Source organism: Flavobacterium sp. AC105 (genome assembly GCF_979258495.1).
Map to the genome: position 1 here is coordinate 3,358,587 of NZ_OZ409860.1, position 21,154 is coordinate 3,379,740.

Here is a 21,154-nt window from a genome sequence, read left to right on the forward strand (position 1 = left end):
ATCGAATAATTTACGCTGTTTCTATTCAGCACAAAGTTTAGCATTATCTAATTTTCTAATTGACAAATTTTCTAATTAACAAATTATCTAATTGATAAATTAACTTACTTTCCAAAACTATAATATTCCTCATCCGTTACGCTTTCCAGCCAGGTTCCCGATCCTTTATCAACTTCGGTGATGATTGTTATATATGAAAATTTTCTAAAAGGCGTTGCGCCGTACCAATGTTCTATTCCTGGTAATATCGTAATTACTTCGTCTTTGTGAATCAATCTCACAGACTTTCCTTTTTCCTGAAAATATCCCGTACCATCTGTCGCAATAAGCAATTGCAATGCCGAATTAAAATGCCAATTGCATCTTGCTCCCGGCTCAAAAGATACTTCTTTAATCATCGTATTTTCCGGATGAATATTGCTGGTTTGTTTTTTATACGAAACATTACCAGTCATATATGTATTAGGAACTTTTCCTTCCTCGATAACAGTAGTATATAATGTTGACATAAAATTTATTTTTTGAGTTTGTGGTATTATTTAAAGCTATTGTACTGCTCATCTGTAACTGGTTCGAGCCAGTCTACAATTCCTTTTTCTGTGTTTGTACTTATGGCAATATGCGTAAATTCGCTGTCTGGCGAAGCTCCGTGCCAGTGTTTTATTTCAGGCTGAATATTGACGACATCTCCTTCCTGAAGCAACTGGATCGGTTTACCTGCTTCCTGATAATAGCCTGTTCCGTGCGTTACAATAAGTATTTGTCCGCCGGGATGTGTGTGCCAATTGTTTCTTGCGCCGGGTTCAAAAACGACATTTCCAACTGCAGTGTTCAGAACCGGATCGTTTGGAACCAGCATTTTGACCCATGCTTTTCCCGTAAAATAAGCTGCCGATGCTAAATCCCCTTTTGGAAAAATGGTTTTATTCAATTGATTTTCTGATGTTTTCATAATTATTCGTTTTTAATATCAGTTGCAACTAAATCAGGAAAGCAAGAATGTGCTTTATGGAAGATATGTTTAGTCAGAGAAAAACCGATAGCAGGTTAATACTAATTATTTCAGTGCAAAAATACTTGAACACAAACAATCAGAAATAACAATAATCAAACAAAAAATTAAGAATATGAAACAATTTACGTTCTTAATGATTTCGGAATCGTTCCGGTAAGTCTTTTAAAGTAGTTGTTAAAATAGCTTGGATATTCAAAACCCAGCGAATATCCAATGTCCGAAATACTCCAATCCGTATGCTGCAATAAAGCTTTTGCTTCGCCAATAATTCTTTCGGTAATATGTGCTGTGGTTGATTTTCCTGTGATTTCTTTTACGGAACGATTCAAATGATTAACGTGAACTGCGAGACTTTGCGCGTAATCCTTAGGCGTTTTTAATGCCAAAGGTTCGTTTTTGCTTTCTATTGGAAATTGTCTTTCCAGAAGTTCCATGAATAATGACGTAATTCTCGAAGAAGCATTTTTGTGTTTAAAGAAATTATCCGAAGGCTGCATTTTCATGGATTCATGAATAATCAGGTTGATATAATTGCGAAGCAAGTCATCTTTAAAAACATAATCAGTATCTTGTTCTTCGATCATTTTTTCGAACAACGAAGATATAAACAACTCTTGTTGAGCAGATAAAGCAAATATTGGAGTTCCGCCTATTTTAAACAAAGGCGATTCATGCAGACTTTCAGAACGGTCATTTACCTTTAGAAATTCTTCTGTAAAAACGCAGGCATAGCCATTATAAGATTCCGAAACAGTTTCCCAGGAATACGGAATATGCGGATTTCCGAAGAATAAAATTGTTCCGTCTGTTTCATATCCGCGATCTGCATAATGAATAAGGCTTTTGCTGGTATTGATGCAAATTTTGTAAAAATCCCTGCGATTATACGTCGGAATCTTAGTCATACCTTCGTTTACTTCATAAACCTTGAACCCTTTTAGTTTTAAATCAGAAGTATTAAAATCAACTGGCGGAGAAATTATTTGATCGTTCATTGGGCAAAGTTATGAAAATCAAACAAAAATTAGCAAATTTTTGTTTTGTTTCAGGTTTCATGTTTGTTTTTGTTTTTGTTTCAGGTTTGTTTTTGTTTTTGTTTTGTTTCAGGTTTCAGGTTCCCGTTTCAGGTTCCCGTTTGGTTTGTCATCCCGAGGAACGAGGGATCTCCGTTAGTTGCTCGACAAAGATTGTCAACTTACTTGCGGAGTTTCTTGTGGAGATCCCTCGTGCCTCGGGATGACAAAAATGAGAAAATTGCATAAATATGAACAAACCTGAAACAAAACAAACCTCAAACAAAACAAAACAAAACAAAACAAAACCTGAAACAAAACAAAACCTGAAACAAAACAAACCTGAAACCTGAAACAAAAAAAAATTATCTTTGTTAGATGAACGATTTACTGCCCGTTATAGATTATATATTACGATACGTTGATTTGACAGATGATGAAAAAAATCATCTGGCTACTTTTTTGAAGATTACCAAAGTCAAAAAAAGGCAATTTATTGTACAGCCGGGTTTTGTTTGTCATCATAAAAGTTATGTGGTAAAAGGCGCTTTTAGAGGATATTTGGTCGATAATGAAGGCAAAGAACACACTTTATCATTTGCAATCGAAGATTGGTGGATTTCTGATTACAGCAGTTTGATTTATCAGGAACCTGCAACTTTATTTGTAGAAGCGCTGGAAGATTCTGTACTTATTCAGATTGAATATGAAGACGAGCAGCGATTTTTAGCAGAAATTCCCAAGCTCGAAAAATTTGAACGCATTATAACGCAGCGCTCTTTGGCTTTTCAGCAAAAACGATTATTATCTAATTTTACAAAAACAGCCGAAGAACGTTATGACGAATTTATGAGCAAATATTCGGCAATTGCAAAGCGGGTTCCACAATATGCCTTGGCGTCTTATTTGGGTTTTAGTACGGAATATTTGAGTAAAATACGCAATAGAAAAACATCAAAAAGTTAAACTAGTTCAACCTTATTTCCTAAACCAGTTCATTTTTATTTTTTTTATTCTGTAGCAGATTTGCATTGTCAATATCGACAAATAAATTTAATCTAATAAAAATGAAAAAGTCCATTTATTCAATCAATACAGAACTGCTTTCTTTATTGTTATTTCTCGTCATATTTACTACCGGTTTTAGTGTTTCGGCACAAAATAAAAATGACGAAAAGGCGCAGATTTTCCACATTCAGAATTATTTTTCAGAAGTTTATCTTGTAAAAGGCAATTCAGATAAATTAATCTTAATAGAAACCGGAGTTCCTGTTGCCGGTTATCAGGATAGTTTGGTAAAATCGATTAAAAAACTGGGTTTTAAACCTGAAAATATCAGCCTTGCAATTGTAACGCACGGACACGGAGATCACGCCGGAAATGCTAAGTTTCTTCAGCAAACTTATAAAATCAAAATTGCCGGAAGCAAAGCCGATTTAGAAAAATTTACAACCGGAAAAACCGAATTATCAAAATCTGAAGATGTAAGTATTTGGGGCAACCGACTTCGTCCTTATTCTGATTTAAATTATCTGCCTTTTACGCCGGATATTATGGTAGAAAATACTGTTGATCTTGCTAAATATGGCGTAAATGGAAAAATAATCCCGATTAAAGGCGGACATACTCCCGGCGATTTATTAATACTTATTGATGATAATCTTTTTGTTGGAGATGCTTTTGTGGGAACATTCAAATCTCAGGGCGGCGGTTTGGTTCCGGACGGTCATCACGTAAGGGAACACTTTTTTCATGAAAACAAACAACTTGCGGATCAAAATTTAAAAGTGATCGAAAAAATAGCTTTAGATAATAAAGTAAAAACAATTTATCCTACCCATAATGGTCCTGTAAGCACTTATGAATTAGAAAAATACATCAAAGAAGAGCCGTTATTAAAGCTTTTATCAAAACAAGAAAATGATATGCTGAGCGATGCCGTTAAAGGAAAAGCTGATTTGCAAAACCAGCTGATATCGCCCAATTTTATTTTGCAGACTGCGGATAATAACGAATACAGCAAAAAAGGATTTATTGACGATTATATTTTGCGTACCAAAGCTAAAATTGAATCTTTGACCGCAGAAGATTTTAGAATTGTTTATTCCAGCGAAAACACGGCGGTTCTAACTTACATTCAAACCGTTAAATTAGAAGGAAAAGATCCCAAAAATGTGTATGTTACGGAAACTTTTTCGAAAGAAAATAAAGAATGGAAACTCGTCTACAAAAAAGCTGTAAATTAATCTAAACTCCTATTTAATTAGCTCAGAAGAATACCTTTCTTGTGAGCTAATTTTATGCAAATCAGAAAATAAGTTTTAAAAAGATTGCGTAATTATACCAATCGGTATATATTTGCAGTATTATTTCTGAAATATCATGAGTAAAGCCGAAAGAACCAAGCAATTTATTATAGAAAAAACTGCGCCTATCTTTAATATGAAAGGCTACAGTGGTACCTCTATGAGCGATATTACGGAGGCAACCGGACTTACAAAAGGAAGTATTTACGGGAATTTCGAAAATAAAGATGAAGTTGCCATTGCTGCATTCAGATTTAATGTAAAGAAACTTCAGGATGCTTTTGCGAAAGAAATTGAAAAAGAAAATACTTTTAAAGGCAAATTATTAGTGTATCCCCGCCTCTATTCTGATTATTATCATTTAAGGGTTACGCAAGGCGGATGTCCGATAATTAATACTGCCACAGAATGTGATGATACACATCCGGTTCTTAAAAATAAAGTAGAACGCGTAATTCTCGCCTGGAAAGACAAACTGGTTTATTTTATCGAACAAGGAATTCTTGCCGGAGAGTTTAAGGCCAAAAACATAGATGCTGAAAAAACGGCTTTAACCATAATTGCCATTATCGAAGGCGCTGTTATGATTGCTAAAACAACCGGAAATTTATCGTATTTATCGACTATTATGCTTTCGCTGAATACAATCATCGAAGACTTAGAATAACCTTTTTTTATCATAAAATATACCAATTGGTATAAAAACATCAAAACTTAAATGGAAACAAAAACAAGATTACAAGTATTGCAAGACCACATTGACGGAGAATTTACAGCATCGCCATCGCCTTTTATGCTTTGGATGAAACCAATTGTTGTCGCTGCCGAAGAAGGAACCGTTACTTTTAAATATTTGATTCGCGAAGAAATGTCGAATCCCGTTAAGAGTTTACACGGAGGCGTAACTGCAGCAATTGCAGACGATTGTATTGGTGCAACGATGTTTTCTCTTGATGAAGAAACCTTTTATACGACCATAAATCTTGTTGTCGATTACTTTGCGCCTGCTTTTGTTGGAGATATCATTATTGCCAAAACAGCCATTATCAGAAAAGGGAAACAAATTGTAAATGCACAATGCGAAATCTGGAATAGCAATCAAACCAGATTAATTGCCAGAGCAACTTCTAATCTTTTGAAAACAAATATTTTCAAGAAAGTTTTATAATATTTTTTACAAACACATAGAAATTTAGAGTTTGTAAGTGAAACCTATCTTTCTATGTGTTTTAATATTCATAACAGCATTTTTTTTAATTAAAAATATACCAATTGGTATAAAATAAATTTATGACGCCTCTACACCGAAAACTGCTCATATTTACAGTCATTCTGGCTGCCATTATGGAACTGATTGATATATCGATTGTAAATGTTGCGCTTTCGCATATGAGCGGGAATCTTGGCGCCACGCTCGAAGATACTTCGTGGGTTATTACTGCTTATGCGATTGCAAACGTAATTATTATACCGATTACGAGTTTTTTAAGCGCTAATCTTGGCCGACGAAACTATTATATTGGGTCGGTTATTTTGTTTACGTTTTGTTCGTTTATGTGCGGACACTCATCTAATATCTGGATGCTGGTTTTTTTCAGGTTTTTTCAGGGAATTGGCGGCGGCGCTTTGTTATCGATATCTCAGGTTGTGGTTTTTGAGCTTTTTCCAAAAGACAAACAATCTACAGCCGGAGCATTATTTGGTGCCGGAATTTTCATTGGGCCAACTATCGGACCAACGCTGGGCGGTTATATTACTGAAAATTACGACTGGCCGTGGATTTTTTTAATCAATGTCCCAATTGGGATTTTGGTCATGATTTCGTGCTATTTTCTCTTGCGTGAACCTGCTGTTAAACCCGAAATCTCAAAAGTCGACTGGACCGGAATTGCTTTACTCGCCATTGGAGTTGGCGCTTTGCAAACCGTTCTGGAAAGAGGCGAAGTCGAAGACTGGTTCGAAACCCGCTATATTGTTGTTCTAACGGTTATCGCTGTAAGTACTTTAGTGGCTTTTATTTATTGGGAATTAACGATCGAAAAACCGGTCGTAAATCTCCGGGTTCTTAAAAGTAAATCGCTGAGTATTGCTGCTATTCTAACTTTTGTTACCGGTTTCGGAATGTTTATTTCTATTTATATAAGTCCAGTTGTGGCGCAGCGTTTGTTGAGTTTTTCGCCTTATCAAACCGGATTGCTTTTGCTTCCCGGCGCTTTATTTGCCTTGCTGGCTTTAAAAATATGCGGTACCTTATTGCAAAAAGGCGTTTCGCCCGTTATTATTATTGCGACTGGATTTATGCTGTTTATTTATTTTAACTGGAGAATGTCCGGAATGACTTTAAACACAAGTGCTGCCGAAGTTGCAACTTCGCTTATTTTCCGCGCTTTAGGAATGGCTTTATTGACGGTTCCGCTTACTATGCTCGCCGTTTCTTCTTTAGACGATAAAGATGTTGGTCAAGGTGCGGCGCTTAACAATATGATGCGACAATTGGGCGGATCTTTTGGCGTTTCGATCATCAATACATATGTGGCACATCGATTTGCAGCCCATAGAAATGAATTAATTTCTAATGTTACGCCAGATAATACAATCGCAATGGACAGGATTAATGCCTATATAAGATACTTTCAAAGCAGGGGTTTTGCGTATAATGAAGCCAAATTTAAAGCATTAAAACTGATGGAAAACGTTGTTCTGAAACAATCGTCTTTACTAAGTTATCGAGATGCTTTTTTTTTGGTCGGATTGTTTTTTGTTTTGACGCTGCCGCTGCTTTTATTTGTGATGAATAAATCAAAAAAACCAAAAACGAATATCATTATTTCAGATCATTAACAGTTTTATAAACAAATGTATTTAGATGTTTTGAAATATTTCACCCCGATGGGGTTCAATTAAAAACAATTATGAATTTCTATAAATATAGCATCCCTCCGGGATTTTATTTAACCACAATTTAAAGTTCCGGCGAGCATTATATTTATAGAAATTATTCCATAAGCCATGTCAAGCTCCAGCGGAGCACAATGTTTATAGAAAATTATTCCATAATCCATATCCAGCTCCAGCGGAGCGCAATGTTTATAGAAATTATTTCATAATCCATATTTAAGTAAACCCGACAGGTTTTAAAACCTGTTGGGTTTGATAACTTGAAACCTGAAACCTGAAACTACTTTTTTAAACTTCCTGATTTTAATCCTTTGGCTGTAGCCGATAAAACAACTTCATTTGAACTTTCATCTTTCTGAATAATAATTTGTGCATAACCATTAAATAATTTTCGTTTCCAGGGTTCTGCCGGGATTATAACCTGAATAATTCCGGGATCTGTATTCATAACATCCCAGTCTTTTATTTTTTGAAGCGGCGTTGCAACTATATAAAGAGTATTTTTTCCTTGTTTTAAAATATTCGGATTTAAAATATAATGCTGCGCATCTTCTAAATCTGGATTAACTTTATTTCCATTTACAAAAACAACACCGTTTGTTCCAATCTTCTTATAAAAGAAACTGATTTTATTGGTTTCCGAATTATTTTCCAAATCAAATTCACCCTTATAAACATATGATTTTGCCTGATTTTTATAATCTCTGTTTTTAAAAGCTGCTTTCCAATCCTTTTCTGGATATGTAGACAATTGTTGAGGCAATTCGGCTACAGCCAAAATTTGTTCCTGAAGATTATTTATAGCAACAAGCGTTGTGTTATCAATAAATTTATCGCTCTCTAATGAAGTTGGGTTTCCATTTCCAACTCCAAGTATCTTTCCTCCTTTTACCGAAAAAGTAATTTCGTCATCAGCCGTTGGAACATGAAAGCCGTTTTTATCCAGAACTTCTACCGTTACAACAGAAACATTTGCGTTCGAAATATTTTCTTTATCAACCGAAAGTTTTACAGATTCAGGATTTCCAGTTGTTTTTTGAATAGTCCAAAGTACTTTTTTTCCGTTTTTATAACCAATCGCTTCCAAAGTTCCTGGCGCATATTTTACCTTCCATTCTAAATGTCCATATTGCTCCATTTTCTTTTTGCCGAGACTTTTTTTGTTCAGGAAAAGTTCTACTTCATCACAATTCGAATACGCCCAGACATCAATTTCTTTTCCCTCCATTCCACTCCAGTTCCAATGTGGCAGAATATGCAAAACAGGTTCATTTCCCCACCATGATTTCAAATAAAACACATTGTCTTTCGGGAAACCGCAAACATCCATCATCCCAAAATAAGACGTAACCGATGGCCATCCATAAGGCGTAGGTTCGCCGCGATAATCAAAACCCGTCCAGATAAACATTCCGGCCAGATATGGGCGTGCTGCATAAAACTTCCAGCCTTCTTCGATACTATAAAAAGTTGGACGCGGTTTTTTGTCATACGCACTTTGATAGTGTTTGGCATCATCTGTAAAATAAATTCCTCTTGTTGCAAACGTCGAACCTTCCTCCGTTCCCATTCCCGGTTGGTTTCTAAACTCATTTCTATGTGCATCAATATCGCCGTTGCCCAGATAATTATATCCCATAATTTCTACAACAGAGGATATTCCGCTCTTAAAACCGCTGCTAATTCCAACCGTTACAGGTCTTGTAGCATCCATACTTTTTACAAAACCCTGCATGACATTTGTAATGCGTTCGCCAACAATTCCGCCTTCAATATTCCATTCTTCATTTCCAACAGACCAGCAAAAAATACTCGGATGATTGCGATCGCGTTCGATCATTCGTTTCAAATCATTCAAATGATACTCGTTAATTCCCATTAATCTAGTTTCATCAATAACCAGCATTCCCAATTTATCGCAAGCTTCAAGCAATTCCGGCGTTGGCGGATGATGCGAACAGCGATAGGCATTTGAGCCCATTTCTTTCAGTTTTTTAATCCTGAAATATTGTAATTCATCGGGTAACGCTGTTCCAATTCCGGCATGATCCTGATGATTATTTGTCCCTTTTAGTTTTACCGATTTTCCGTTAAGGAAAAAACCTTTTTCAGCATCAAACTTAATCGTTCTGATTCCGAAAGAAGTTTCATAACTGTCAATTATCTTTCCTTCCTGTTTAATCTGAGTTACTAAACGGTATAAATTTGGCGAATCAATATCCCACAATAATGGATTTTTTACATCAAGTTTTGAAGTATATTTTGATGTTTGATAAAATTCAGGCGCTTTCACGTTTTCAGAAATTGCAGCAATTTGTTTTCCTGATAAATCTATAATATGCTGAATAATTTCAATTGAACCTTTATAATTTCCTTTGTTTTCAATAGCTACCTCAGCCGTAACTTCTGCATTATTATTCTGAATTTCAGATGTTATATAAGTTCCGTTTTCAGCCACATGAACCGGATTCGTTTTTTGCAGATAAACATGTCTGTAAATTCCCGCACCCTCATAAAACCAGCCTTCTTCCATCGAAGCATCAACGCGAACCACGATTGTATTTTCGCCGCCATAATTTGCGTAAGCCGTTACATCATATTCAAAACCATTATAGCCGCTTTCTTCTGTTCCGAGGAAATATCCATTAAAAAATACTTTCGAATTTCTAAAAACTCCATCAAATTTCAGTGTAATAATTTTGCCCTGATCAGTTTGCGGAATGTTGATTTTTTTTCGGTACCAACCAATATTTTTATCAGGAAAACCTTTTCCCGCAGTTTTGAATCCGTGACTGTAACTCGCTTTTTCGCTAAACGATTGTTCAACGGCCCAATCATGCGGAAGATCTAATTTTCGCCACGCACGATCATCAAATCCGGCGGCGGCGGGACCATCTCCAAAACCTGTTTTTGTTAAATACGAAAAATAACCTTCGGCATGACCAAAATCTTTCTGCGTATCGTATTGATGTCCAAACGAAAAACGCCAATCTTTATCGATTAAAATTAATTCGCGCTCTGATTTATTTTGTGCCGAAGTGCAAAACGAAATCAAAAGGATAAAATATATCAGAATTTCTTTTGAAGAAATGGTTTTCATAAATTGTGGTTAAAGGGATAATTTGCAAAGTGTGATAAAAATATTCTTTTTGCCCTGATTAAAATAATAGTATTTTATCAAAATATGATCGTTTATTTTTTTGATCATAATCCCTGAAAATTAAGGATTAAAAATTTAGAATCATTCTATGAACCCTTCTTTGCTAAATAATTATTGTTTTAACGTAATTTTATCTAAAAATGAACCCAAATAGTAATATTATGAGTGTTATAAAAGACGAGAGTACGCTTCTTAGCACCATTAAGCGTATCGATGAAAAAATAAACAAATTAAACGATCAAAAAATAATTGCTTTTTTTGAGCATCTTGGTTTGCATGAAAGACCAGATGTTCCCAAAGATTTCCTAAGCTGGGAAACCATACTTATTGTGGTCCCGGATCGACATATATCGCACGAATTAAAATATTATAAATACTCAATTGCCCGACTTTCTTTTCTTACCAATCCGAATGCGCAGCAAATTCACGTTTTTGATTTCAAAGATTGGAAAAATGCGACCCGAACAAAAACGCAATTTCAGGTAAGAGAATTTTTAAAAACAAATTTTGGCGGTGTCAGAAATAGTCTTGAAGGATTAAATTGATACTTTTGGATATCTTTTTAAAAACCACTATTTCAGTATATTATTATCCAACTTATTCTAAAACTTTAAAAGAAGCTTATATGATCACTTCGGGACAAGGAGCAATAAATATATAAATTTTAAAATTTTAAATTCCAACTTAGAAATCTTTGTCAAAGTTTAAAGCTTTGACAAAGATATTTACCGTTGTCATTTTATATTTTAATTTCAAAAATTCTGATAAACTTTTGTTCTAATTTTTTTCTCTTTTTCTCTTCATTCCATCTTGAATAAAAGGCCATGAAAAGCAAAAACAGATTAACAATTGTCGACGCTCTTCTAAGTCCTCTCGCAAAAAAGAGAAAAAATATATTAATTGCCAGAATAAGAATTATTGGAGAATATCTTGTCCAAAGCAGTTGAAATTTATTGTTTAGTTCAACAGCGTAATCTACTTTTAGCGTATTATTAATGTTTTTGTATTTTCCTTTTATGATATAAGGCGTTGACGATGATCTGGAATTTATGGTTAACTGAAAACTTTTATCATCAAAAAGCCCGTAAAAAGGTTTAATTACACCAGATACAGGAAATACTCTAACCTGTCCTAATGTTGATTTTAGAGAACCAATCTCTGTATTATTCTGTAATCTTGCACGGAATTCAGATAAACTGAGTTTTGATTCCATAAATTAATTTTCAAGTTTTATTTTTTTTCAAGAAGAATTTGTCAAAGTTTAACCTTTAAAATATTTTTAGATTCTAATTTATTCTATAATCTCAAAAATTTCAATAAACTTTTGTTTTATGTTTTTTCTTTTATGTTTACTCTTCCATCTTGAATAAAAAATTAAAACTATAATTGATAAATTCATAACGACAAATGCTTCTTTAGGTACTTCCTTCGCAAAAAAGAATACTAAATTTATCAATATTAAAACTATAATTGGGAAATATTTTACCCAGGTCAAATGAAATTTAGGATGTGGTTCAATTATGTAGCTAATCTGAACTTTTTCATTAATAATTTTATAGTTTCCTTTTAGAATAAAAAATGTTGGTGATGTTGATGAATTTATTGTCAAATGAAAATTTTTATCATCAAAAAGCCCATAAAAAGGTTTTGAAATCCCATCAAAAATAGTAAACATACCAAATGGACTCAATTTTAGTTTTGGAGAACCAATCTCTGTATTATTCTGTAATCTTGCACGGAATTCAGATAAACTGAGTTTTGATTCCATAAATTAATTTTCAAGTTTTTTTGTTTCAGGTTTCAGGTTTCAGGTTTCAGGTTTCAGGTTTCAGGTTTCAGGTTTCAGGTTTCAGGTTTCAGGAGAATCTTTGTCAAAGTTTTAAACTTTGACAAAGATCGGCAAATAATTGAACATACAATTTCTCGATAAACCCGACAGGTTTTAAAAATCTGTTGGGTTTGTCATTATAAAATTTTGTGTAGACTTTAGTTTATATACAAAGTTAAGAAAACCTGAAACTTGAAACTTGAAACAAAATCTCTATTGTAATAAACTCTTCACCATTTCATTCAAGGCATTTCCATGAATGTTTTTAGCAAGGATAATTCCGTTTTTGTCTATTAAAAAATTTAATGGAACCGATTGAAGCATATAATCGCCAACAACCGGAGATTTCCAATATTTTAAATCACTTACCTGTGTCCATGGCAATTTTTGTTTTGCAATTGCAGCCAGCCAAAGCGGTTTTTTAGTATCCATAGAAACACTGTAAATCGCCAATTTATCGGGATAAGCATTATACAGTTTTATTAATTCCGGATGCTCTTTTGTACAAGGTCCGCACCACGAAGCCCAAAAATCAATTAAAACTAATTCTCCTCTAAAAGAAGAAAGTACAACATTGTTTCCTTTTGTGTCCGGAAGATCAATTTCAGGAGCGATATCTCCTACTTCAACTCCAACAACCTGAGCTTTTGAATTGGTTATTACACATAATAAGAATCCTAAAATAAGTAAAGTTTTTTTCATAATTGATTAAGTTTTTTTTTAGTTTGGGGCTTTTTTAATCTCGTAAAGTCGCAGAGTCGCAAAGTTTTCTCATTTTTGTCATTTCGACGAAGGAGAAATCACACTAGAAACTCCTTATGCAAAGTAACCAATCTTTGTCGATCAACTAATGTGATTTCTCCTTCGTCGAAATGACAAGCTTGTGTCTGTACTTTGCGACTCTGCAACTTTGCGAGATTAATACATCAGCAAATATAATTTTCTTTATCAAATCTTCTACTGTTTTATTTCTCCATCTTAAAATTATCCTAAATATTTTTCTTTAAATTGGTATATCGGGAAAAGTCGATATATTTGCACCATGGAAAATATAGAAATTTTTAAGGCGCTCTCTAACAAATCCAGATTGCAAATGCTGGAATGGCTAAAAGAACCCGAAATAAACTTTCCGGATCAACTGCAACACGCAGGATTTGAACACGGAGTTTGTGTTGGCCAAATACAGGCGAAAGCCGGCTTAACGCAATCAACTGTCTCTGAATACCTATCTATTTTACAACGCGCCGGATTTATAGAATCTAAACGCGTGGGACAATGGACTTATTATAAACGCAACGAAGGTGCCTTTGAAGCCCTCAGTAAATTAATTCAATCTAATTTGTAAATTACTATGAGTACAAACAACCTGTTTTCGCCATTTAACTTAAAAACGTTAAATCTTAAAAATAGAATCGTAATGGCGCCAATGACGCGCTCATTTTCTCCAAACGGAATTCCAACTGATAATGTAGCTTCTTACTACCAAAAAAGAGCCGAAGGTGAAGTTGGTTTAATATTATCTGAAGGAACTGTTATTGACAGACCTTCTTCTTCAAACGACGGCAATGTTCCTCATTTTCATGGAGATGAATCTCTAAAAGGATGGAAAAAAGTGATTGATGGTGTTCACGCAGCCGGTGGAAAAATGGGACCACAAATCTGGCATATGGGGATCATGGATAATCATCATTCAGGATGGGTTCCGCCAGTTCCTTTTGAAGGTCCGTCAGGATTAAACCGACCAGATTTTAGTAATGGAAACATTATGACTGAAAAAGATATTGAAGATACAATTATTGCTTTCGGAAAAGCTGCTGCTGATGCGAAAAGATTAGGTTTTGATACCGTTGAAATTCACGGCGCACACGGTTATTTAATAGACCAGTTCTTTAGAGCTGAAACTAATTTACGTACTGATATTTATGGCGGAAAAACACTTCCGGAACGTAATCGTTTTGCTATTGAAGTAATAAAAGAAGTTAGAAAACAAGTTGGGAATGATTTCGCTGTTATCATGAGATTCTCACAATTTAAACCTTCTGATTATAATTATAAACTGGCTAAAAATCCACAGGAATTAGAAGCCTGGCTTTCGCCTCTTGTTGATGCCGGAGTTGATATTTTACACTGCTCGCAACGCAGATTCTGGGAACCTGAATTTGAAGATTCTGATTTGAATTTTGCCGGTTGGGCCAAAAAAGTTACCGGAGCACCAACAATTACAGTAGGTTCTGTTGGACTTTCAGGAGATTTCTTTGGCGCTTTTGCAGGAGAAAGTTCTCAACCAACTTCTTTAGAGGAATTAAACAGACGTTTCGACAGAGGGGATTTTGATTTGGTTGCCGTAGGAAGACCTCTTTTATCAGATCCGAATTGGGTTGCAAAAATCAAAGCCGGAAAAACGGATGAGTTAAAAGGTTTTAGCAAAGAAGCTTTAGGACAATTGGTTTTAGAATAAATCTTTTTATAGGTTCAGAGTTACAAAGGTTCAAGGGGACAAAGTTTTTTCCTTTGAACCTTTGTTGTTTAAAATACAAAAGGGATGAAAAACATGACGTTTCATCCCTTTTTTGAATATCTCAAACTAACAAAATTTAGAAATTCAATCTCATTATTCTATATTAACAGTTTTTCTTTTTTGAAATTTATTCTGCAACCAATTACGAACCGGTTGATCATATAATTTCAAACATAAATAGGCGATTACAATACTGGCAATTAAAACTCCGATTCCTAAAATATAACCATCTTTCAGAGGCACTTTATTATCGATAACCCACGCTGTATACCAATAAATTAACGGATAATGTATAATATAAATTGGATATGAAATATCTCCTAAAGCTTTGCATATTTTATTCGAAATTGGATTTCCAACCTCTCCTCCTGCTCCAATAGCAACAATTAACGGAAACAAAATAATAATACAGAATGATTCGTATAAACCATTCATCCAAAGACTATTCTCGTCTCCAATTCTTGGAATTGCAAAAATAATTGTGATCAGAATACTGCAAATCCAGAAAGCGCCTTTTACGTGAATTAATTTTCCTAAACGTGAAAGCAAAATCCCCGCAAAAAATGGATACAACAAACGCGTAAAACCAATATTCATTTGTTCTGCGTTTAATGACCAACCGCCAATTACGTCTCCTTTTGGTCCAAAAACAGTATAATTAATTAACATTCCGGCAAATATCAAAACAAAGATTCCAAGAACCTTATTAGAGAATTTACGGAAGAACAATGCATATAAAATATTAGCAATATATTCGAAGAAAAGCGACCAGGCAGGTCCATTAAGCGGATGCATTTCGCCCCAGCCCCTAATTTCCAAAGATGGCGGAATTGGTAATAACGTAAACCCAATAACCATTGTCAAAATCACTTTCCAAACTTCCATTCCTGCAATTTGCGGGAATAAATTTGAAGCTTGAAAATAGTAAAATATAGCGCCAATAATCATTCCAATAATAACCATGGGCTGCAAGCGAATTAAACGTCGTTTGTAAAACTCCCATTGCGACATTTTTCCCCAGCGATCGTCATAAGCATATGCCACAACAAAACCGGATAATAGAAAAAAGAAATCAACTGCCAGATAACCGTGATTAATGATCTGTTTAAAACGGCTTCCTTCGTTAAAGGATTCGAAAATATGAAACGTAACAACTAAAATTGCCGCCACTCCACGCAAGCCGTCAAGAATTTCATAATGTTTTTTTGGTTGAATTTCAGTCATAAAAAAATGGTTAATTGTTAGTTGTTAATTATTAATGTTGTCCTGTAATTGTAATTCCTCTTTGTGTTTTCACATTTTACAATTAACAATTAACAATTTATAATTATAATTACTCTTGGTGATTTTTAAGCCATTCCAATCGGCGTTGATCCGGTAAATGTGTTACTTTAAAATTTTCAAATTTAGCTTCAAAACCTTTTCCGTCAGGCGATGCGGCCATCAAACCCACCATAACCGGCGTATTATCCTGTAAAGGTGCATTTCTGGTCAGGATGTAGTTTTTATCATCATACGAAAAGAAAACCTCAACAGCATCTAATCGCCGCACCACTTTTATCCATACAAATGGCGGCGCTTTATCTAATGTTGTTACGCTCCAATCGCTTTTGTCGTGCGTAACAACAGTGCTGATATTAAATTTTCCGTCAACAAATTCAACTCCGGTTTTAATGTAGTTTTTCTCGTCGATACGAAGCATTAATCCCATTTGGTCAAAACGGGCGATATAGTTTCCGGTTAATTTTACTTTTGCTTCAAATTCTCCACCATAAGTGGCGTAATAAAACGGAGCATCATCAACCGTGAATCCATAATGCGAAATACGCCAGTAATCACTGTTTGCAGTAACATTCATGATTAAAGCATTGTTTTTAATTTCCCATTTTTCAGGTTCATTAAACCACTGCATTTTATTCAGGCTTTGCGCCGAAAGGTTTTGTGTTAAAAACAAAACCACCGCGCCTAGTACAATTTTTTTCATAATCCTTTTATTTTAAACAATAAAGTGTTTATTTTTTAACCATTAAGAGATCAAGAAAAATTAAGTTTTAGCTCGTTGGCTTAACCTTCTTACTTTATTTTTTTAAACACAAAGCTTAATTAACTTAATATCTAATGGTAAAATTTTAAAAAAAGCAAAGCTGCAACTTTTTACACTTGCAGCTTTACAACCAACCAATTTAGAAATAATGAAATTATTTAAGTGAGAAACCCACTTTAGATTTTATGTCAGTCGAAGATGCTCCAATGATTGCTTCAAAATCCCCAGGTTCAGCAACCCAGTCGTGTTTTTTATCATCAAAAAAGCTCAACGCTGTTTTTTCTACTGTAAAAGTTACTGTTTTTTCTTCTCCCGCTTTAAGCGAAATTTTATCAAATCCTTTTAATTCTTTTATCGGACGAGGTAAAGAAGATTTTAAATCGCTGATATAAAGCTGAACTACTTCAGAACCGTCACGGCTTCCTGTGTTTTTTACTTTAACAGAGAATGTAATCTGATCTCCAGCCGACATTTGTTTTTTATCTGCAGTTACTTTTCCGTATTCGAAAGTCGTATAGCTTAAACCGTGACCAAATGAAAATAATGGTTTTGCTTTTTGTTTGTCAGCCCAACGGTATCCAACAAAAATGCTTTCTTTATACGTAACTTCATCTCCACCAGGAAAATCTCCTAAAGCGTGAGCTCCGTTATCTGATAATTTTACAGGGAAAGTGAATGATAATTTTCCGGAAGGATTTACATCTCCAACCAAAACAGCAGCCAAAGCATTTCCGGCTTCAGTACCTAAAAACCAACCTTGTACAATTCCCGGAACTTCTTTTACCCACGGCATTGCCACAGCGTTTCCTGAAATATTTACATAAACCAAATTTTTATTTACTTTAACCAATTCGGTAATTAATTTATCCTGATTGTACGGAAGTGCCAATTCTTTACGATCATTTCCTTCTGCATCCTGATGATCACTTTTGTTTAAACCTCCAATAAAAAGAACGATATCAGCATCCTTAGCTACTTTTAAAGCTTCTGCCGTTAATTCAGCAGGAGAACGTTTGTCTGCCAAGCTAACTTTTGCAACAACTCCGTTATAATTACTTGTTGGATCTCCAACATAACCACGTGCGTAAACGATTTCAGCCTGATTACCAATTCTTTTCTTTAAACCTTCAAGAGGTGTAATTTCATATCTTGCTTTTAGTGAAGAACTTCCTCCACCAACTGTCATCATTTTGATCGCATTTTCTCCAATAACCGCAATTTTCTTAGTTTTAGAAAGGTTAATTGGCAGGATATTATTGTTGTTTTGTAATAAAACGATTCCTTCTTCGGCAATTTTCAAACCTGCATCAGCATGTTCTTTTGTTCCGAAAGATCCAAAAGGTCTGTTTTTATCCATTGTTGTTAAGAAAGACAAACGCAAAATACGACGTACTTTTTCGTCTAATTCTTTAGTTCCAATTTCACCTTTTTCAATCATAGTTGAATATGGTTTTGCTAAATAATAGTTATCATAAGCATTACTTGTTCCCCATGAAAGTCCGTTTGTCCAGGAACCAAATTCCATATCCAATCCGTTATGAATTGCTTGTTTTGTATCATGAACTCCGCCCCAATCTGAGATTACAACACCTTTGAATCCCCATTCTCCGCGAAGAATATCGTTTAATAAATACTCATTATGACAACATTGCTGTCCTTTGTATTTATTATATGAACCCATAATTGCCCACGCATCACCGTCTTGTACAGCAGCTTTAAATGCCGGCAAATAAATTTCGTATAATGCTCTGTCATCAACAATTACGTTAACTGAGTTACGATTTGTTTCCTGATTATTTAAGGCAAAATGTTTAACACAGGCAGCAACTCCGTTTGATTGAACTCCTTTAATGTAAGGAACAACCATTTTTGAAGTCAAGAAAGGATCTTCTCCCATATATTCGAAGTTACGACCGTTTAATGGCGATCTGTAGATATTAACTCCAGGTCCTAATAATACGTTTTTGTTACGGTAACGTGCTTCCTCGCCTATTGATTTACCATATAATGACGCTAATTCTTTGTTCCATGTTGCAGAAAGTGCGGTTAGGGCTGGAAATGCAATACATGAATCGTTTGTCCAGCCTGCCTGATCCCATTCATCCCATTTCACTTCGGTACGAATTCCGTGAGGTCCATCGGTCATCCAGTTTTCCGGAATTCCCAAACGTTTTACACCAGGCGAACTAAATTTGGATTGCGCATGAATCATCGCAATTTTTTCTGCGGTTGTCATTTTCGAAAGCGCATCCTCTACGCGCTCATTAATTGGCTTTTTATCATCAAGATAAACTGGAACTTTATTTTGTGCATTCAACCCGAATGAACTCAATAAAACTAAAACAACAATTGTTTTAACGTTTTTAAACATAACTATTAATTTATTAAAGCATTTAAATTTATAATCAAGATACTTTATGTTAAAGTACCTTATAATAATATTGTAAAGCTAAAACGTTATAGTTCGTGTTCTAATTTTAAACGAAAAAAAGTAGTGAAATAAAAAATTAATATATTGATTTACAAAATATTAACCTTTTTTAAAGACTAAAAAAAGTAGTGATTTTAAAATAAATCGTTAGAGTTTTAATGAAATTAAGCCTATTTTCATGACCATTTCTTCCAAATCATTTCGGGAAACTGCCGCTTTATTTCGAGCTCTGGTTCGATAATTATAAATCGTGCTTAAAGAGTAGCGAAGAAAGGCTGCAATTTTGACACTATCTGTAATCCCAAGACGGATTAATGCAAAAATACGAAGCTCTGTATTTAGCAATTCTCCTTGTTTTAAAACGATTTGTTCCTCTTTAATAAGCAAATCATTAAAGTCTTTTACAAAAGTTGGATACAAGTTAAGAAATATAATATCGAAATTTTTATATAATTCTTCCAATTCGTTATCAACCAAAGTTGTTGATTTCAACATTTTATAAATTTCATCAAACTGTTTTGCAGTTGCTTTTTTGTTTAGAATAATGCGATAATTTTCTAATTTATTGATGTAAGCCGAACAAAGATTGAAAAAATGGGCAATATACTCTTCTTTAATATGATTTGATTCTGATAATTGTGCATTACGTTCCTGCAACTGATTGTTCGTTTCGGTAATGTCTTTGTTTAGTTCAGCTAGTTTTTGACTGGTTTCATAAAGTTCTCCACGAATTCTGGAAACCTTTTTCATTTGTTTGTAGACGTAAATTACCGCTACAACTAAAAATGCCGAAAGCAGACTAATGCATAATAGATAAAGCTGAAGTTCTGTTTTTCGCTTGGCTTCTCTTTCTAAATAAACCGTATTGATAATCGAATAAACCTCTGACATTAAAAGTGTACGGAATTGTACGTTGCAATAAAGCGCATCTTCAATCGCAGATTGTGTGAGTTTATATGCCATATCAACATCGCCAATTTCATAAAAAACCAATGCCAGTTCCTGAAGCGATGCATTGTCTTTATTGGCATTTTTTATATCTGAAGTTGCCGAAAGCGCGTAGTATTTCTTTCTTAATTCTAATTGATGTGTCGTCTCGTAAATATTTCCTAAAAGATAGGTAACCATTGCATATTGCGGATTATCATCTTTTATATTTTCGAATAAAACCATTAATTGCTTTTGGGCAAGAACAAGCTTTTTATGATACATATCGTGCTGAATTTTATTAATTTTATAATTCAGTGATTTTGGATCTAAAACCATTAATAAAGAATCCCGATACGTTTGTATTTGCTGCAAATATTTGATGCTGTAACTATTGGCAGCGTAATGCTCAAAAAATTCGCGATATGCCGTATAATAAGTGGGAAGCAAAGATTGCGGTAATTCTTTTTTGTCGATGCTTTTTAAAATAGCTTCGGATTCCCTATATTTTCCTGTGGAAGAATAAAGCGTAACCAATTGCAGATTTGCCAAATCCAATAAATTCTTATCCTGAAGTTCTTCGGCAATTTTGAGGTTCTTTTTTACATAAAAAATAGCCGAATCTGAATTGAATTTTTGGTATTCTATATATAAGGTTTTGTTGTAATTGTATTCCTGTTCTTTGGTTAAATCTTCTGATTTTATTTTTTTGAAGTTCAAAATACGTTCTTCCTTCATCTCAACGTATCGCTGCTTATTTCTTATGGCATCATTTAGCTTATCCAAAATAGTATCTGTACTATCTAATGAATAAACAGGACTTCCTAAAAGAACTAATAAAAGCAACCAATAATTTTTCAAAACAATTTACAGCTATAATGAGACCTACAAATATAACAAAGTGATTGTATAAAAATGAATTATTTATGATTCCCTGTTACTTTTAAAAGAATTAGGTTTTATAACAAAAAAGCCGAATAAAATACTTAATAAAAAAGCAATTGTGAAACAATC

At 34.2% G+C, this 21,154-nt stretch carries 19 protein-coding genes; 8 read left to right on the forward strand and 11 right to left on the reverse strand.

Features of this window, described 5'->3' with window-relative positions; all coding sequences use genetic code 11:
* Window positions 1-104: 104 nt before the first annotated feature.
* The 3 genes from ACZ0AH_RS13690 to ACZ0AH_RS13700 all read right to left on the reverse strand — a co-directional run bounded on the left by ACZ0AH_RS13690 (window position 105) and on the right by ACZ0AH_RS13700 (window position 2,010).
* Window positions 105-509 (reverse strand): cupin domain-containing protein, encoded by a 405-nt coding sequence (locus ACZ0AH_RS13690; protein ID WP_463476356.1) that lies wholly within the window; start codon window positions 507-509, stop codon window positions 105-107.
* Between the two features lie 26 nt (window positions 510-535).
* Window positions 536-952, reverse strand: coding sequence for a (R)-mandelonitrile lyase (locus ACZ0AH_RS13695; RefSeq protein ID WP_463476357.1), 417 nt, complete (start codon window positions 950-952; stop codon window positions 536-538).
* Between the two features lie 185 nt (window positions 953-1,137).
* Window positions 1,138-2,010: a helix-turn-helix domain-containing protein gene (locus ACZ0AH_RS13700; protein WP_463476358.1), complete on the reverse strand. Its 873-nt coding sequence runs from the start codon at window positions 2,008-2,010 to the stop codon at window positions 1,138-1,140.
* 396 nt (window positions 2,011-2,406) lie between these two features.
* Here ACZ0AH_RS13700 and ACZ0AH_RS13705 point away from each other — a divergent pair, with 396 nt between their 5' ends.
* The 5 genes from ACZ0AH_RS13705 (at window position 2,407) to ACZ0AH_RS13725 (ending at window position 7,175) form a co-directional block, all read left to right on the forward strand.
* The gene (locus ACZ0AH_RS13705; RefSeq protein ID WP_463476359.1) at window positions 2,407-2,994 is read left to right on the forward strand and encodes a Crp/Fnr family transcriptional regulator; all 588 of its coding nucleotides are present in this window, start codon (window positions 2,407-2,409) and stop codon (window positions 2,992-2,994) included.
* Between the two features lie 101 nt (window positions 2,995-3,095).
* Window positions 3,096-4,274: an MBL fold metallo-hydrolase gene (locus ACZ0AH_RS13710; RefSeq protein ID WP_463476360.1), complete on the forward strand. Its 1,179-nt coding sequence runs from the start codon at window positions 3,096-3,098 to the stop codon at window positions 4,272-4,274.
* A gap of 136 nt (window positions 4,275-4,410) precedes the next feature.
* Entirely contained in the window at window positions 4,411-5,001 is a 591-nt protein-coding gene (locus ACZ0AH_RS13715) for a TetR/AcrR family transcriptional regulator (protein WP_463476361.1), read from the forward strand.
* A gap of 51 nt (window positions 5,002-5,052) precedes the next feature.
* Complete coding sequence (locus ACZ0AH_RS13720) at window positions 5,053-5,502, forward strand: PaaI family thioesterase (RefSeq protein WP_463476362.1); 450 nt, start codon at window positions 5,053-5,055, stop codon at window positions 5,500-5,502.
* Window positions 5,503-5,624: 122 nt separating this feature from the next.
* Window positions 5,625-7,175, forward strand: a complete 1,551-nt coding sequence (locus ACZ0AH_RS13725) for a DHA2 family efflux MFS transporter permease subunit (RefSeq protein ID WP_463476363.1) — start codon at window positions 5,625-5,627, stop codon at window positions 7,173-7,175.
* 337 nt (window positions 7,176-7,512) lie between these two features.
* Here ACZ0AH_RS13725 and galA read toward each other — a convergent pair whose 3' ends face one another.
* Window positions 7,513-10,332 (reverse strand): beta-galactosidase GalA, encoded by a 2,820-nt coding sequence (gene galA / locus ACZ0AH_RS13730; protein ID WP_463476364.1) that lies wholly within the window; start codon window positions 10,330-10,332, stop codon window positions 7,513-7,515.
* Window positions 10,333-10,532: 200 nt separating this feature from the next.
* On the opposite strand from galA, the gene ACZ0AH_RS13735 reads away from it, so the two are divergent.
* Window positions 10,533-10,937 (forward strand): hypothetical protein, encoded by a 405-nt coding sequence (locus tag ACZ0AH_RS13735; protein WP_463476365.1) that lies wholly within the window; start codon window positions 10,533-10,535, stop codon window positions 10,935-10,937.
* Window positions 10,938-11,131: 194 nt separating this feature from the next.
* Here the strand turns inward: ACZ0AH_RS13735 and ACZ0AH_RS13740 are convergent, their stop codons facing one another.
* The 3 genes from ACZ0AH_RS13740 to ACZ0AH_RS13750 all read right to left on the reverse strand — a co-directional run bounded on the left by ACZ0AH_RS13740 (window position 11,132) and on the right by ACZ0AH_RS13750 (window position 12,922).
* The gene (locus ACZ0AH_RS13740) at window positions 11,132-11,605 is read right to left on the reverse strand and encodes a hypothetical protein (RefSeq protein WP_463476366.1); all 474 of its coding nucleotides are present in this window, start codon (window positions 11,603-11,605) and stop codon (window positions 11,132-11,134) included.
* A gap of 78 nt (window positions 11,606-11,683) precedes the next feature.
* Entirely contained in the window at window positions 11,684-12,160 is a 477-nt protein-coding gene (locus ACZ0AH_RS13745; protein WP_463476367.1) for a hypothetical protein, read from the reverse strand.
* 273 nt (window positions 12,161-12,433) lie between these two features.
* Window positions 12,434-12,922 (reverse strand): TlpA family protein disulfide reductase, encoded by a 489-nt coding sequence (locus tag ACZ0AH_RS13750; RefSeq protein ID WP_463476368.1) that lies wholly within the window; start codon window positions 12,920-12,922, stop codon window positions 12,434-12,436.
* A gap of 340 nt (window positions 12,923-13,262) precedes the next feature.
* On the opposite strand from ACZ0AH_RS13750, the gene ACZ0AH_RS13755 reads away from it, so the two are divergent.
* Together ACZ0AH_RS13755 and ACZ0AH_RS13760 are read left to right on the forward strand one after the other, a co-directional pair.
* Window positions 13,263-13,565, forward strand: a complete 303-nt coding sequence (locus tag ACZ0AH_RS13755) for an ArsR/SmtB family transcription factor (RefSeq protein ID WP_041518777.1) — start codon at window positions 13,263-13,265, stop codon at window positions 13,563-13,565.
* A 6-nt stretch (window positions 13,566-13,571) separates the two neighbouring features.
* On the forward strand, window positions 13,572-14,678 hold the full coding sequence (locus ACZ0AH_RS13760) for an NADH:flavin oxidoreductase (protein WP_463476369.1): 1,107 nt from the start codon (window positions 13,572-13,574) through the stop codon (window positions 14,676-14,678).
* 153 nt (window positions 14,679-14,831) lie between these two features.
* Here the strand turns inward: ACZ0AH_RS13760 and ACZ0AH_RS13765 are convergent, their stop codons facing one another.
* The 4 genes from ACZ0AH_RS13765 to ACZ0AH_RS13780 all read right to left on the reverse strand — a co-directional run bounded on the left by ACZ0AH_RS13765 (window position 14,832) and on the right by ACZ0AH_RS13780 (window position 21,001).
* On the reverse strand, window positions 14,832-15,962 hold the full coding sequence (locus ACZ0AH_RS13765) for an acyltransferase family protein (RefSeq protein ID WP_463476370.1): 1,131 nt from the start codon (window positions 15,960-15,962) through the stop codon (window positions 14,832-14,834).
* Window positions 15,963-16,071: 109 nt separating this feature from the next.
* Window positions 16,072-16,722 (reverse strand): DUF1349 domain-containing protein, encoded by a 651-nt coding sequence (locus tag ACZ0AH_RS13770; protein WP_463476371.1) that lies wholly within the window; start codon window positions 16,720-16,722, stop codon window positions 16,072-16,074.
* Between the two features lie 214 nt (window positions 16,723-16,936).
* Window positions 16,937-19,153, reverse strand: a complete 2,217-nt coding sequence (locus ACZ0AH_RS13775; protein WP_463476372.1) for a glycoside hydrolase family 3 C-terminal domain-containing protein — start codon at window positions 19,151-19,153, stop codon at window positions 16,937-16,939.
* A 207-nt stretch (window positions 19,154-19,360) separates the two neighbouring features.
* The gene (locus tag ACZ0AH_RS13780) at window positions 19,361-21,001 is read right to left on the reverse strand and encodes a DUF6377 domain-containing protein (protein WP_463476373.1); all 1,641 of its coding nucleotides are present in this window, start codon (window positions 20,999-21,001) and stop codon (window positions 19,361-19,363) included.
* Between the last annotated feature and the right edge of the window lie 153 nt (window positions 21,002-21,154).

Bases quoted from the DNA above. Each gene is read 5' to 3' on its own strand.
- ACZ0AH_RS13740 (WP_463476366.1), bottom strand. From the start codon at position 11,605: ATGGAATCAAAACTCAGTTTATCTGAATTCCGTGCAAGATTACAGAAT.
- ACZ0AH_RS13760 (WP_463476369.1), top strand. From the start codon at position 13,572: ATGAGTACAAACAACCTGTTTTCGCCATTTAACTTAAAAACGTTAAAT.
- ACZ0AH_RS13695 (WP_463476357.1), bottom strand. From the start codon at position 952: ATGAAAACATCAGAAAATCAATTGAATAAAACCATTTTTCCAAAAGGG.
- ACZ0AH_RS13705 (WP_463476359.1), top strand. From the start codon at position 2,407: ATGAACGATTTACTGCCCGTTATAGATTATATATTACGATACGTTGAT.
- ACZ0AH_RS13735 (WP_463476365.1), top strand. From the start codon at position 10,533: ATGAACCCAAATAGTAATATTATGAGTGTTATAAAAGACGAGAGTACG.
- ACZ0AH_RS13715 (WP_463476361.1), top strand. From the start codon at position 4,411: ATGAGTAAAGCCGAAAGAACCAAGCAATTTATTATAGAAAAAACTGCG.
- ACZ0AH_RS13775 (WP_463476372.1), bottom strand. From the start codon at position 19,153: ATGTTTAAAAACGTTAAAACAATTGTTGTTTTAGTTTTATTGAGTTCA.
- ACZ0AH_RS13765 (WP_463476370.1), bottom strand. From the start codon at position 15,962: ATGACTGAAATTCAACCAAAAAAACATTATGAAATTCTTGACGGCTTG.
- ACZ0AH_RS13745 (WP_463476367.1), bottom strand. From the start codon at position 12,160: ATGGAATCAAAACTCAGTTTATCTGAATTCCGTGCAAGATTACAGAAT.
- ACZ0AH_RS13720 (WP_463476362.1), top strand. From the start codon at position 5,053: ATGGAAACAAAAACAAGATTACAAGTATTGCAAGACCACATTGACGGA.
- ACZ0AH_RS13725 (WP_463476363.1), top strand. From the start codon at position 5,625: ATGACGCCTCTACACCGAAAACTGCTCATATTTACAGTCATTCTGGCT.
- ACZ0AH_RS13700 (WP_463476358.1), bottom strand. From the start codon at position 2,010: ATGAACGATCAAATAATTTCTCCGCCAGTTGATTTTAATACTTCTGAT.
- ACZ0AH_RS13750 (WP_463476368.1), bottom strand. From the start codon at position 12,922: ATGAAAAAAACTTTACTTATTTTAGGATTCTTATTATGTGTAATAACC.
- ACZ0AH_RS13770 (WP_463476371.1), bottom strand. From the start codon at position 16,722: ATGAAAAAAATTGTACTAGGCGCGGTGGTTTTGTTTTTAACACAAAAC.
- ACZ0AH_RS13690 (WP_463476356.1), bottom strand. From the start codon at position 509: ATGTCAACATTATATACTACTGTTATCGAGGAAGGAAAAGTTCCTAAT.
- ACZ0AH_RS13755 (WP_041518777.1), top strand. From the start codon at position 13,263: ATGGAAAATATAGAAATTTTTAAGGCGCTCTCTAACAAATCCAGATTG.
- ACZ0AH_RS13710 (WP_463476360.1), top strand. From the start codon at position 3,096: ATGAAAAAGTCCATTTATTCAATCAATACAGAACTGCTTTCTTTATTG.
- galA (WP_463476364.1), bottom strand. From the start codon at position 10,332: ATGAAAACCATTTCTTCAAAAGAAATTCTGATATATTTTATCCTTTTG.